Source organism: Brevibacterium senegalense, assembly GCF_000285835.1.
GTDB classification, from domain to species: Bacteria; Actinomycetota; Actinomycetes; order Actinomycetales; family Brevibacteriaceae; genus Brevibacterium; species Brevibacterium senegalense.
Genome location: NZ_HE978603.1, coordinates 135,784 through 149,209, shown reverse-complemented (window position 1 = coordinate 149,209; position 13,426 = coordinate 135,784). Strand labels below are relative to the sequence as shown.

12 protein-coding genes are annotated in these 13,426 nt (G+C 72.2%); 11 read left to right on the top strand and 1 reads right to left on the bottom strand.

What is annotated here, in order from left to right; genetic code table 11:
- Positions 1-67 precede the first annotated feature (67 nt).
- The 7 genes from leuC (at position 68) to HGBR_RS08400 (ending at position 7,197) form a co-directional block, all read left to right on the top strand.
- Positions 68-1,627: a 3-isopropylmalate dehydratase large subunit gene (leuC, locus tag HGBR_RS08430; RefSeq protein ID WP_083882829.1), complete on the top strand. Its 1,560-nt coding sequence runs from the start codon at positions 68-70 to the stop codon at positions 1,625-1,627.
- Positions 1,628-1,629: 2 nt separating this feature from the next.
- Positions 1,630-2,226 (top strand): 3-isopropylmalate dehydratase small subunit, encoded by a 597-nt coding sequence (leuD, locus tag HGBR_RS08425; RefSeq protein WP_019158897.1) that lies wholly within the window; start codon positions 1,630-1,632, stop codon positions 2,224-2,226.
- A gap of 125 nt (positions 2,227-2,351) precedes the next feature.
- Positions 2,352-3,680, top strand: a complete 1,329-nt coding sequence (murA, locus tag HGBR_RS08420; protein WP_019158896.1) for a UDP-N-acetylglucosamine 1-carboxyvinyltransferase — start codon at positions 2,352-2,354, stop codon at positions 3,678-3,680.
- Positions 3,677-4,501, top strand: coding sequence for a lysophospholipid acyltransferase family protein (locus HGBR_RS17135; RefSeq protein WP_019158895.1), 825 nt, complete (start codon positions 3,677-3,679; stop codon positions 4,499-4,501). The genes murA and HGBR_RS17135 overlap by 4 nt, the downstream gene beginning before the upstream one ends.
- A complete protein-coding gene (locus tag HGBR_RS08410) occupies positions 4,498-5,502 on the top strand; it encodes an NAD(P)H-dependent glycerol-3-phosphate dehydrogenase (RefSeq protein ID WP_019158894.1) in 1,005 nt (334 codons plus the stop codon). Before HGBR_RS17135 ends, HGBR_RS08410 begins: the two co-directional genes overlap by 4 nt.
- A 20-nt stretch (positions 5,503-5,522) precedes the next feature.
- Positions 5,523-6,065 (top strand): YbhB/YbcL family Raf kinase inhibitor-like protein, encoded by a 543-nt coding sequence (locus HGBR_RS08405; RefSeq protein WP_040364869.1) that lies wholly within the window; start codon positions 5,523-5,525, stop codon positions 6,063-6,065.
- A gap of 10 nt (positions 6,066-6,075) precedes the next feature.
- On the top strand, positions 6,076-7,197 hold the full coding sequence (locus HGBR_RS08400; protein WP_019158892.1) for a D-alanine--D-alanine ligase family protein: 1,122 nt from the start codon (positions 6,076-6,078) through the stop codon (positions 7,195-7,197).
- A 52-nt stretch (positions 7,198-7,249) separates the two neighbouring features.
- Here HGBR_RS08400 and HGBR_RS08395 read toward each other — a convergent pair whose 3' ends face one another.
- Positions 7,250-7,750: a DUF3515 family protein gene (locus HGBR_RS08395; RefSeq protein ID WP_019158891.1), complete on the bottom strand. Its 501-nt coding sequence runs from the start codon at positions 7,748-7,750 to the stop codon at positions 7,250-7,252.
- A gap of 43 nt (positions 7,751-7,793) precedes the next feature.
- Here HGBR_RS08395 and HGBR_RS08390 point away from each other — a divergent pair, with 43 nt between their 5' ends.
- From HGBR_RS08390 to rsmD, 4 genes are read left to right on the top strand one after another with little or no spacing between them, the layout of a single operon-like run.
- The gene (locus HGBR_RS08390; RefSeq protein WP_019158890.1) at positions 7,794-8,996 is read left to right on the top strand and encodes a thiamine-phosphate kinase; all 1,203 of its coding nucleotides are present in this window, start codon (positions 7,794-7,796) and stop codon (positions 8,994-8,996) included.
- A complete protein-coding gene (locus HGBR_RS17130) occupies positions 8,997-10,634 on the top strand; it encodes a DAK2 domain-containing protein (RefSeq protein ID WP_019158889.1) in 1,638 nt (545 codons plus the stop codon).
- Positions 10,627-12,804: an ATP-dependent DNA helicase RecG gene (locus HGBR_RS08380; protein WP_019158888.1), complete on the top strand. Its 2,178-nt coding sequence runs from the start codon at positions 10,627-10,629 to the stop codon at positions 12,802-12,804. The genes HGBR_RS17130 and HGBR_RS08380 overlap by 8 nt, the downstream gene beginning before the upstream one ends.
- Before the next feature lies 1 nt (position 12,805).
- Positions 12,806-13,405 (top strand): 16S rRNA (guanine(966)-N(2))-methyltransferase RsmD, encoded by a 600-nt coding sequence (gene rsmD, locus HGBR_RS08375; RefSeq protein WP_026077450.1) that lies wholly within the window; start codon positions 12,806-12,808, stop codon positions 13,403-13,405.
- Positions 13,406-13,426 lie beyond the last annotated feature (21 nt).

Genomic DNA, 13,426 nt, shown 5'->3' with positions numbered 1-13,426 from the left:
CATTCAGAATTTCGGGGGTACTGTCGTGGGCCTAGACCCTGGAGGGCTCGTGGAAGGAGACGTGACGGTGGGCAGAACACTGGCGGAGAAGGTGTGGGCGGACCACGTCGTCCGGAAGGGAGAGGATGGCGCGCCGGACCTCATCTACATCGACCTCCATCTGGTCCACGAGGTGACCAGCCCGCAGGCGTTCGAGGGCCTCCGGCTGGCCGGCCGTCCGGTGCGCCGGCCGGACCTCACCGTCGCGACGGAGGACCACAACACCCCCACGCAGGACATCGACAAGCCGATCGCGGACCCCACGTCCGCGAAGCAGATCGACACCCTGCGATCGAACGCGGAGGAGTTCGGCATCCGCCTCCACTCCCTGGGCGACGCGGAGCAGGGCATCGTCCACGTGGTGGGACCGCAGCTGGGCCTGACCCAGCCCGGCACCACGGTCGTCTGCGGCGACTCGCACACGTCGACGCACGGCGCGTTCGGCGCCCTGGCCTTCGGCATCGGCACCAGCGAGGTCGAGCACGTCCTGGCCACGCAGACGCTCAGCCTCAAGCCGTTCAAGACGATGGCGATCACGGTCGAGGGCGAGCTGCCGGCGGGCTCGACGGCGAAGGACATCATCCTCGCGGTCATCGCGAAGATCGGCACCGGAGGCGGCCAGGGCTACGTCCTGGAGTACCGGGGCGAGGCGATCCGGAAGCTGTCGATGGAAGCCCGGATGACGATCTGCAACATGTCGATCGAGGCCGGTGCCCGCGCCGGCATGATCGCCCCGGACCAGACGACGTTCGACTACCTGCAGGGCCGCGATCACGCGCCGCAGGGCGAGGACTGGGAGGCGGCGGTCGAGTACTGGACGTCGCTGCGCACGGACGACGACGCACAGTTCGACGAGGAGGTCGTCCTGGACGCCTCCGATCTGGAGCCGTTCGTCACGTGGGGCACCAACCCCGGTCAGGGCCTGCCGCTGTCCGCGGACGTCCCGGACCCGGCGGACTTCCCGGACGAGACGGACCGCGAGGCCGCGGAGAACGCGCTGGCCTACATGGGTCTGACGCCGGGGACGCCCCTGCGGGACATCCGGATCGACACGGTCTTCCTGGGCTCGTGCACGAACTCCCGCATCGAGGACCTGCGTGCCGCCGCGGACGTGCTGCGCGGACGGCAGAAGGCGGAGAACATCCGCTTCATGGTGGTGCCCGGCTCTGCGCGCGTCCGCCTGCAGGCGGAGGAGGAGGGTCTCGACCAGGTCTTCAAGGCCGCTGGTGCGGACTGGCGCTTCGCCGGCTGCTCGATGTGCCTGGGCATGAACCCGGACCAGCTGGCGGAGGGGGAGCGATGCGCCTCCACCTCGAATCGCAACTTCGAGGGCCGTCAGGGCAAGGGCGGTCGCACGCACCTGGTCAGCCCCCTGGTCGCCGCCGCGACCGCGGTCCGAGGCACGCTGTCGTCCCCCTCCGATCTGCCGGAGGCGGATCCCCGGGCCGTGGCCGTCTCCCGCGAGGCCGAGGCCGCTGCCGCCGCAGAGGCCCAGGCCCGTCCCGCTCTCATCCCGTTGGCCGTGACCCCGGGCGCCGTCCGCGCCACGGGCGGGTCCGCCGCCGCAACCGCGCACAAGGAGGCGTGAGCATGGAGAAGCTGTCCGTCCACACGGGTGTCGGGGTGCCGCTGCGCCGATCGAACATCGACACCGACCAGATCATCCCGGCCGTCTACCTCAAGCGCGTGACCCGCACGGGCTTCGAGGACGCGCTGTTCGCCCGCTGGCGCTCGGAGCCGGACTTCGTCCTCAACCACGAGGCGTACACGAACGGCTCCGTCCTGGTCGCCGGACCGGACTTCGGCACGGGTTCGTCGCGCGAGCACGCGGTGTGGGCGCTGCACGACTACGGCTTCCGCGCCGTGCTCGCCAGCCGCTTCGGCGACATCTTCCGCGGGAACGCGGGCAAGGGTGGACTGCTGGCCGCGCAGGTGGAGCAGTCGGACATCGAGCTCATCTGGAAGATCCTCGAGAACCACCCGGGCACGGAGGTGACGGTCGACCTCGTGCAGCGGACGGTCAGCGCAGACACGCTGACGGTCCCGTTCCAGATCGACGACTACACCCGCTGGCGCCTGCTCGAGGGGCTCGACGACATCGGGCTGACCCTGCAGCACGAGGAGTCGATCGAGGCGTTCGAGCAGACGCGACCCGCGCACAAGCCGAAGACCCTGCCCGTCCTCTGACGGCATCACTCTCGGCCTGACCGCCTCGCAGTGGGGAATCCGATACCATTCACACGGTCGCCCGCCGGGCGGCCGTGTGCGTATTCACGCTGTGCGCGCAGCGACCGACAGCAGAGGGAGCCCGAATGCTCGATGTCCACGGCGGAGTGCCGCTGAAGGGGACCGTGCGGGTCCGGGGAGCGAAGAACCTCGTTCCCAAGGCCATGGTCGCCGCGCTGCTGGGGGACACGCCCTCCGTGCTGCGCGGGGTGCCCGCGATCCGCGATGTGGAGATCGTGACGGGTCTGCTGGAGCTGCACGGCGTCCGCGTGACCCCCGGGCCGGACCGCGGTGACGCGGACGGCGAGCTGGTGCTCGATCCGGCCGCGGTCGAGCAGGGCTCGATCGTCGACATCGACGCGCACGCGGGGTCGTCCCGCATCCCCATCCTCCTGTGCGGTCCGCTGCTGCACCGGCTGGGTCAGGCGTTCATCCCGGATCTGGGCGGCTGCCGGATCGGGGACCGCCCCATCGACTTCCACCTCGACGTGCTGCGCAAGTTCGGCGCCGTCGTGGACAAGACCCCCGGCGGCATCCGACTCACCGCGCCGCAGCGGCTGCGCGGCACGAAGGTGGGTCTGCCGTACCCGTCCGTGGGCGCGACGGAGCAGGTGCTGCTGACCGCCGTCCGCGCGGAGGGCGTCACAGAGCTGCGCAACGCCGCGATCGAGCCGGAGATCATGGACCTCGTCATGGTCCTGCAGAAGATGGGCGCCTCGATCACCGTCGACCCGGCCCGCGTGCTGCGGATCGAGGGCGTCGACCGCCTGGACGGCTACTTCCACCGCAGCCTGCCGGACCGCAACGAGGCCGCGTCGTGGGCCTCGGCTGCGCTGGCGACCGGCGGCGACATCATGGTCGAGGGCGCGCGCCAGCAGGACATGGTCACCTTCCTCAACATCTTCCGGAAGATCGGCGGCCGCTTCGACGTCCTGGAGGACGGGATCCGCTTCCGCCATCCCGGCGGCGACCTCACCTCGACGGTGCTGGAGACGGACGTCCACCCCGGCTTCATGACAGACTGGCAGCAGCCGCTCGTCGTCGCCCTCACCCGGGCCTCCGGCGTGTCGATCATCCACGAGACGGTCTACGAGAACCGGTTCGGGTTCACGGACGCGCTGCGACGGATGGGAGCGACCATCCAGCTCTACCGCGAGTGCCTGGGCGGAACGCCCTGCCGCTTCGGCCGGCAGAACTACCTCCACTCCGCCGTCGTCGCCGGCCCCACACCTCTGCGGGCCGCGGACTTCACCGTCCCGGACCTGCGCGGCGGCTTCTCGCACATCGTCGCGGCACTCGCGGCCGAGGGCACCTCGCAGGTCTCGGGCATCGACGTCATCAACCGCGGCTACGAGCACTTCCTCGACAAGCTGCACGGCCTGGGCGCCCGCTTCGACGCGAAGGCCGCCGCGTGACCGGCGCGCAGCCGCCGGCGGCCGACGGCCGCGCCGCGGCGGACTCCGAGGTCGCCTATCCGCGGTTCGAGCCGGCCGCCCTCAAGCGCAGCCTGTTCTGGGCGACGCCCACGGCGAATGCGATCCGCGTGTTCATCCGCACGCTCACGCGCATCGAGTCGACCGGGGACCAGCAGCTGGGCCACGGCCCCGTCATCCTCGCGCCGTACCACGCCAGCAAGATCGACCCCCTCGTCATCGCGATGGCCGTGTGGAAGCGCGGCGTCCTGCCGCACTTCCTCGCGAAGTCCTCGATCTTCAAGGGATTCGTGGGCCGGGGACTCGTGACGATGGGCCAGATCCCGGTGCTCCGGGCCTCGACGAAGGCCGGTGACTCCCTCATCCACGCGAAGAATGCACTAGCCGCGGGCCAGGCCGTCGTCATCTACCCGCAGGGGACGCTCACGAAGGACCCGGAGCTGTGGCCGCAGGTCGCGAAGACCGGCGTGGCCCGTCTGGCGGTCGAGACGGGCATCCCCGTCATCCCCGTGGGCCACTGGGGCCTCGAGGCGGTCATGCCGGTGCACAGCAGCCGGATCCGACCGCGACCGTTCGGGACGGTGCGGGTCCGGTTCGGCGACCCCATCGTCCCGCCCGCACCGGATGCGCACGGGACCGCGTCCTCGCAGCTGGCCCGCCGCTTCTCCGATCGGGTGACCGCCGGGATCGCGGCGGAGGTCGCCCACCTGCGCGGGGTCGAGCTGCCGGAGCGCTTCCGGACCGCGATCAGGGAGTGGGACGCGGAGCACCCGTCCACGACCCATGATGAGGAGGCACGATGAGGACCGCAGTGCTGGGTGCCGGATCCTGGGGGACCACATTCGCGAAGGTCGTGGGCGATGCGGGACACCCCGTCACCGTCCTCGCGCGCCGTGACGAGGTCGCCGCGGAGATCCGCGAGCACCGGACGAACTCCGCCTACCTGGGTGATATCGCCCTGGGCCACAACGTGACGGCGACGACGGATGCGCAGGAGGCACTCGCGGGCGCGCAGGCCGTCATCCTGGCCGTCCCCGCCCAGTCGTTGCGGGACAACCTCGGGGCCCTCCGCGACCTCCTGCCCGCGGACGGGATCCTCGTGAGCCTCATGAAGGGCATCGAGCGCAGCAGCGGCAAGCGGATGAGCGAGGTCATCTCAGAGGTGACCGGTCACGATCCGGACCTCATCGCCGTCGTCTCCGGCCCCAACCTGGCGAAGGAGATCGCCCAGGAGCAGCCCACCGCCACCGTCGTCGCGGCGCCGGACGTGCGGACCGCGGAGGCCGTGGGCGAGCTGTCCGCGACCTCGTACTTCCGGCCCTACACGAACACGGACGTCGTGGGAGTGGAGCTGGGTGGCGCCGTCAAGAACGTCATCGCACTGGCCGTGGGCATGTGCGACGGGCAGGGCCTGGGCGACAACTCGAAGGCCTCGATCATCACCCGAGGCCTGGCGGAGACGACGCGGCTGGCGCTGGCCATGGGCGCGCAGACGCACACGCTGTCCGGCCTGGCCGGGCTGGGCGACCTCGTCGCCACCTGCGCCTCGCCCCTGTCCCGCAACCGCTCGTTCGGACGCCTGCTGGGCACCGGGATGACGGTCGACGAAGCGGTGGAGGAGACCCGCCAGGTCGCCGAGGGCGTCAAGTCCGCCAGCGCGGTCCTCGCCCTGGGGCAGGCGCACGACGTCGAGCTGCCCATCACCCAGGCGGTCGCCGCGGTCATCTCCGGCCACCTGCGGGTTGACGAATTGGGGGCGCTCCTGTTGGCTCGAAAGCGCAAGCACGAGGGTCCGGCCGACTGATCGGCCCGGCTCCGTCACCTATGAGAGGACTGAGTGTGAACACCCCCTTCCACAAGCTCAACGATCTGCCTCGCTTCGACCTCACCAGCACGGACATCGCCGAGGGCCGGGAGCTGTCCGCTCCCCAGACCTCGGGGAAGATGGGCGTGCCCGGAGGCGAGGACGTGTCCCCGCAGCTGTCCTGGTCCGGCTTCCCGGAGGAGACGAAGGCATTCGCCGTCACCTGCTACGACCCGGACGCGCCCACCGGCTCGGGCTTCTGGCACTGGACGGTCACGAACCTCCCGGCGGACGTGACGGAGCTGCCGGCCGGTGCCGGCACCCCGGACAAGGGACTGCTGCCCCAGGACGCGATCACCGTCCGCAACGACGCCGGCGCCCCGGAGTTCGTGGGCGCCGCCCCGCCGGCCGGCCACGGTCCGCACCGCTACTTCTTCATCGTGCACGCCCTGGACGCCCCGCTGGAGGTCGACGAATCCGCGACTCCCGCCTTCGTGGGCTTCAACCTGTTCTTCCACTCGATCGGGCGCGCCTGGATCGAGACCACCTACGAAGCGAAGTGACACCCATCGCATGAACCCTGCCGACACCCGTCCCGTCGTCGCCGTCCTCTTCGGCGGCCGCTCCTCGGAGCACTCCGTCAGCTGCGTGACCGCAGCCGGCGTCCTCAGCGCACTCGACGAGGAGCGCTACCGTGTCCTGCCGATCGGCATGACCCGCGAGGGCGTCTGCCGGATCGTCGACGACGCGAAGGACTTCCGCTTCGACACGGAGGCGATGCCGGAGGTCGTCGACGACGGGACGGAGATCGTCTTCCCGCTGGACACGCGCCGCGCCCCGCTGCGCGTCGTCCAGCGGGACGGCAGTGTCGAGGACATCGCGACGGTCGATGTGTACTTCCCCGTGCTGCACGGTCCGTACGGTGAGGACGGCACGATCCAGGGACTCTTCGAGCTCATGGACGTCCCGTACGTGGGCTGCGGCGTGCTGGGGTCCGCCGCCGGCATGGACAAGCGGTACATGAAGGCGGTGCTGCGCGACGCGGGGATCCCCACGAGCCCGTGGGAGCCGGTGACGGTCCGCCAGTACCGCACGGACCCGGACGCCGTCCTCGCCCGTCTGCGCGCCCTGGGCGACGTCGTCTTCGTCAAGCCGGCCAACGCGGGGTCGTCGATGGGCGTGTCCAAGGTGTCGGACGCGCAGGACGCACAGCAGCTGGACGCCGCGCTGACAGAGGCGTTCGCCCACGACTCCGCCGCGATCGTCGAGCCGATGGTGACCGGTCGCGAGATCGAGTGCGGCGTGCTGGGCACCCGCTTCCACGAGGGACCCCGCGCCAGCGTCCCCGGCGAGATCGAAGTGACGGGCGCAGACTTCTACGACTTCGAGACGAAGTACCTGAACGCGGACGCCGTGCGGATCACGTGCCCGGCGGACATCTCCCCGGAGTCCACCGCTCGGGTGCAGGAACTGGCCCGGCAGGTGTTCGACGCCTTCGACTGCAGCGGGCTGGCCCGCGTCGACGCGTTCGTGACGCCGGACGGCGACGTCCTCATCAACGAGATCAACACGATGCCGGGCTTCACCCCCAGCTCGATGTTCCCCGTCGTGTGGGACCGCTCCGGCGTGCGCTACGACGAACTGGTCGACACCCTCGTCGACATCGCGCTGCGCGACCACCGCGCCGCCGGCTGACACCGCAGGACGCGCCGCCCGCCGACCCGTCCACGAAGCACGCCCCGCCGGTTCACCCGGCGGGGACCTCGCCCTCGACCTGCTGGGCGTCCTGAGCGTCGACGCACTGCGCCGTCTGCTCGATCTCCGACACGCTGGAGGACACGGACGCCAGCGCCGTCGCACCGGACACGACCGTGGGGGTCACGAGGACCTCGACGGCGGGGGAGCGGCCGTAGGTGACGAACTGCCACGTGTCCTCGTCTCCGCGCACCTGCACCCAGTCGACCCCGTCGACGGTCACGCACGGATCCGTCGTGGGGGCGGGCTCCGGCACGCCGCAGCGGACGATGACGCTGGCCGGCTCGCCCCACGCCGTCGTCCCCTGGGACGAGGTCGTGCGCTGCTCCAGATCCCCGATCTGATCCGGCATGAGCAGGATCGGCAGGGCGCAGTCGGGGTTCGCCGCGTCCTCCGCCGCATCGACGACGAGGGCGCCGGAGCACCCCGTGAGGACGAGGGTGCCGACCGCGAGGACGGCGGCGAGGGAACGGCGGAGAGGACGGTGGCGCATGCCCTCCAGGCTACCGGTCGCCGCCTGCGGGCATACTGGTGGGATGACGTCTGCTCCCACGTTCGCCCAGCTGGGCGAGGACGCCCTCATCGCCCGGATCCTCGCCCGCATCCCCCGGGACGGCACCGTGGTCGTGGGGCCCGGTGACGATGCCGCGGTCACGGAGGCACCGGGCAGGCTCGTGAGCTCCGCGGACATGCTCGTCGAAGGCGAGGACTTCCTGGACGGCTGGTTGGACGCGCGCCGGCTGGGGGTCAAAGCGGCCGCGCAGAACCTGGCCGATGTGCGTGCGATGGGAGCCCGACCCACCGGTCTGCTCCTGTCGCTGGCCGCACCCGGGGACACCCCCGCCTCCTTCGTGGACGGCCTGATCGACGGGCTCGTCGAGGAGGCCGGCCGCGCCGGAGCCGTCGTGCTGGGCGGCGACCTGTCCGACGCCCGGCAGATCGTCATCGCCGTCACCGCGCTGGGCAGCCTCCCGGCGCAGACCGCGCCCCTGACCCGGAACGCAGCCCGCCCGGGCCACACCGTGTGGCTGGGCGGACGCACCGGCTGGGCCGCCGCCGGCCTGGACGCGCTCTTCGCCGGTGCCGAGGCCGTGGAGACGTCCGCTGCCGATGTCCCGACGGCCACCGCCGCCGAGGCCGTGGAGACCGCGGACGCCGGCTCCCCGCCCGCGGAGCCGGGCTCCGATCCCGCGACGGACTCCGACACCCTGCTCGCCGTCGCGATCGAGGCGCAGCGCGCACCACGACCGGACTACGAGGCCGTCGACGCGCTGCGGGAGGCGCTGGACGGACAGCCGGGCGCACTCATCGACCTGTCCGACGGACTGGGGTCCGACGCGGGGAGACTGGCCCGGGCCTCGGGCGTCGACCTCGACCTGGACTCCGCGGCACTGGACGCGCTGGCGGACGACCTCGTGCCCGTCGCGCACCGGGTCCGCGCCCTCGAGGACGCGGCCCGTGCGGACCCGGGCGAGCCCGTTGCAGTCGACGCGTCCCCGGATGAGCCCTCCGCCCGCGCCCGCGCGCGCCGGTGGGTGCTGACCGGCGGGGAGGACCACGGGTTCCTCGCGACGGTGCCGGACGGGGTCCATCCGCTAGGGTGGAGACTGGTCGGGCGCGTGCGTCCGGTCAGCGCCGCCCCATCCGTGCTGATCGACGGGGTGCCCGTGGGGGATTCCGGGTTCGCCGCCGTCGACTCGGACGGCGGTTTCAGGCATTTCAGCGGCTCGGGGGAGTGAGTGGGCAAGCGCATCGGTTCAGGGGCGGATCCCGGTCCCGACGCCCGCATCAGCGGCCACCTGGCGGCCCGGTGGGCCAAGCGCACCGTCGACCGGCTGCGCCGTGAGCGCAGCGGCATCAACGCGATCAACGTGTTCCCCGTCCCGGACGGCGACACGGGCACCAATCTCTACCTGACCGTCCGCTCCGCCTACCGCGCGGTCGAATCTCTGGACGGCGCGGTCACCCTGCCGCAGGTCGTCGAGGCGATGGCGACCGGCGCGCAGCGCGGCGCACGCGGCAACTCCGGCCTCATCCTCTCCGTCGCCCTGCGCGGGGTCGCGGACGCACTGGCAGGGGTGGAGGTCCCGGATGCGCAGTCGTTCGCCGCCGCCCTGGGCCTGGCCGCGGCCCGCGCCCGCGACGCGCTGGCGGACCCGGTCGACGGCACGATGGTGACGGTGCTCGACGCGATGGCGGACGAGGCCCGCGAGCGCGCGGAGGCCGGCGACGACCTCCTGCAGCTGGTGTTGGCGGTGCGGGAGCGCTCGCGCGCGGCCCTGCGCGAGACGACCGGCCAGCTGCCCGTCCTGCGCGAGAACCGCGTCGTCGACGCCGGTTCCTCCGGCATCGTCGAGCTCTTCGACCTCCTCTGCGTCACGGTCGCCGGTGAGGACGCCGTGGCGGCCGTGCCGGGAGACTCCGCAGCGACGACCGCCCCGGAGACCCCGGCCGGGACGACGGACCGTTCAGCTCTGCCCGATCTGCCGGACCTGGGCGCCCACGGCGGCGAGATCGGCTTCGAACTGGTCGCGCACCTGGGCGAGACCCGCGACCGCACCCGCCCGCTCAAGCGTGCGCTCACCCGCGCCGGCGGCACCAGCATCGTCGTCGACTGGCCGCAGGTCCACGTCCACACCGCCCACGGCGGGGGAGTCGACGAGGCGCGCCGTCTCCTCGAGGTCATGGACGTCCACCGCGTCGTCGACCTGCGCGTCGAGGACCTCTCCAGCACCCGCCCGGCGGACGACCCCGCCACCCTCATCGCCCTGGCCGACGGCCCGGGCCTCCTCCTGTCCCTGGCGCTCACGGGTGCGTTCGCGGTCCGCTCCGACCGCCCCGACCTGCGCGAGGCGGTCGACTTCGCCGCGCAGCTGGCTGAGTCCGCCGCCTTCGTCCTGCCGGACTCTGTGACCGCGGCCGAGGCCCTGGCCGGGCTGGGAACGGCCAAGGTCCTGCGGACCCGGGACGCGGCCTCGGTCGCGGCGGCCGCCGCCGTCTTCGATCCGTCCGGGAACGCGGACGACGTGCTCACGGACATGGTCGCGGCGGCCGCGGGCACCCGGGTGGGCGCCGTCGTCCTGGCGCCGGAGGACCACGGGCAGGGTCCGCTCCTGTACTCGCAGGGCGACGCCCTCACCCTCGTCGACGGCCGGATCCGCGCGGTGGGCGCGGATCCGGAGGCCGCCGCCGGCGACCTCGTCGACCGCCTGCTGGGGGCCGGCGGCGACCTCGTGACCCTGCTCGTGGGTGCCGAGATGCCCGAGGCCGCGGTCGCCCGCCTGCACATCCGGATCGATGCGGAGCACACGGACGCCGAGGCCGTGGTCATCGACGGCGGGCAGTCCAGCTCGTGGCTGGTGGTCGGCGTTGAGTGACGCGACACCGGAGGAGCAGGTCTTCGCGGAGGCCGCAGGGCGCAGTCGGAAGGCGCTCGTCACGGCGGGGATCCGCGACCTCGACGGACTGCTGCGGCACCTGCCGCACCGGTGGATCGACCCGGGCACCTTCACGGACATCCGCGGGCTGGAGCAGCTGCCGGACGGCGAGGACGTCGTCCTCCACGTGACGGTCGTCGACATCAGTTCGCGCCGCATGCAGAACCGCAAGGGGCAGCTCACGACGGTCACCGTCACGGACAACGACCGCACGACGGACGCGGTCTTCTTCAACCAGCAGTGGCTGGTCAAGTCGTTCGAAGCCGGCAGCCGGCTGCTCATGACCGCCCGGATCCAGCACTACCGGGGCCGCCTGCAGCTGGGCAACCCCACCGTCCTCACCGCGGACGGCGAGGTCGCGAAGGGCACCGAGGCCGAGCAGGCGTTCGCCCCCACCGCGCCGGTCCCCGTCTACCGGTTCGTCAAGGGGGTCAAAGCGGCCGCCTTCCGGCGCATCATCCGGGCCGCGCTGGACGCCGCTCCTGCCTCCGCGTACGAGGACCCGATTCCGGATTTCCTGCGGGAGAAGCACGGGATCCAGGACCTGCGGACCGCCTACTGGGGCATGCACCGGCCGCGGACGATGGAGGAGGCGGGGAATGCGACCCAGCGGTGGCGGTACGAGGAGGCGCTGGCGCTCCAGACGGTGCTGCACCAGCGCCGCCGCGAGCACGCGGCGCTGCACGCGGCGGCCCTGCCCGGCCGCTCGGACGGGACGCTCGCGGCCTTCGACGCCGCGCTCCCGTTCGCGCTGACGCCGTCCCAGCAGCAGGCGGGCGAGGAGATCGAGAAGGAGCTGGCCGGGGCGGTGCCCATGAACCGGCTGCTGCAGGGCGATGTGGGCTCCGGCAAGACGCTCGTGGCCCTGCGGGCGATGCTCCAGACGGTCGACTCCGGTGCCCAGGCGGCGCTGCTGGCGCCCACGGAGGTGCTGGCGGCCCAGCACTTCCGCTCCTTCGCGCAGGCGCTGGGCGACTTCGCGGCGGAGTCCGCGCTGCTGCGCCAGGAGAACGGCGTCGTCATCGCCCTGTTGACCGGATCCCTGTCGACGCAGGAGCGGCGGCGCACGCTGCTGGACCTGTCGATCGGGGACGTCGACATCGTCGTGGGCACGCACGCGCTCCTGTCGGACACAACGATCTTCCACGACCTGGGCATGGTCGTCGTCGACGAGCAGCACCGGTTCGGCGTCGAACAGCGGGAAGCGCTGCGGCAGAAGGCCGGCGGGCGCACGCCCCACACGCTCGTCATGACCGCGACACCCATCCCGCGCACGGCGGCGATGACCGTCTTCGGCGACCTCGACGTCTCGACGCTCACGCACATGCCCACGGGGCGGAAGCAGATCACGACCCACCTCGTGTCGCTGGCGCAGCACCCGCACTGGGTCGACCGCGTGCTGGAGGTCGTGGGCGAGCATGCGGACCGCGGCCAGCAGTCGTTCGTCGTGCTGCCCCGCATCGAGGCGACCGCGCCGGACCCGGAGACCGGTGCGGCACGGCCGGGCGTGGAGGACGTAGCGCAGATCCTGCGGGAGACCCCCGCCCTGGCCGGTGCGCACATCGGGGTGCTGCACGGACAGCTGCCGGCGGACGAGAAGGACGACACGATGCGGTCCTTCGCCGCCGGTCAGATCGACGTGCTCGTGTCCACGACGGTCATCGAGGTGGGCATCGACGTGCCCAACGCGCGGGTCATGGTGATCCTCGATGCGGACCGGTTCGGCGTCGCCCAGCTGCACCAGCTGCGCGGACGCGTAGGGCGCGCCGGCGACGAGTCCCTCTGCTTCCTCCTCACGCAGGCGGACCCGGAGTCGGAGGCGATGGAGCGGCTCACGACCGTCGCGGGGACGCTGGACGGCTTCGCGCTGGCGGAGTACGACATCCGCAGCCGGCGCGAGGGCGATGTGCTGGGTCGCGCCCAGTGGGGCGGGCGCTCGAGCCTGCGCCACCTCTCCGTGCTGCGCGATGAGGAGATCATCCGGGGCGCCAAGGCCGACGCGGCTCAGCTGCTGGAGCAGGACCCCGCGCTGCGGAGCGTGCCCGCGCTGACCCGCCTCATCGCGCTCATCTTCGCGGACACGGACGAAGACCTCATCGAGGCGGGCTGACATGCGGATCATCGCGGGCCGCCACCGGGGCCGCCCTCTCCATGCACCTCGAGGCCGGGACACCCGCCCCACACCGGACCGGGTGCGCGAATCGCTCTTCGCGATGCTCGACGGCATGGATGCCTGCGCCGGTGCCCGGGTCCTCGACCTGTTCGCCGGTTCCGGCTCCCTGGGGCTCGAGGCACTGAGCCGCGGCGCCGCGCACGTGACCCTCGTCGACCAGGGGTCCGGGCCGCAGGCGGCGATCGCCCGCAGCATCGCGGACCTGGGGGAGGAGACCCGCACCCGCGTGCTGGGACAGCGGGCGCAGACCGCCGTCGAGCGGCTGCGCGAGGACGGGGAGTCCTTCGACCTCGTGTTCGCGGACCCGCCCTACCTGCTGGGGGAGGACGAGCTGGCGCGCCTGCTGGCGTCCCTCGAGGATCTGCTGGACGGCCTGTCCGCCCTCCTGGTCGTCGAGCGGTCGGTGCGTTCTCCGCAGCCGGACCTGCCGGACCGCCTCGAGGTGTACCGGGAGAAGACGTACGGGGAGACCCGCATGTGGCTGCTCCAGCTCATCGACCAGGACGGTGCCGCGACACAGGACGGCACCGCGGACTGAACCGGTCCGGACCGACCCTCA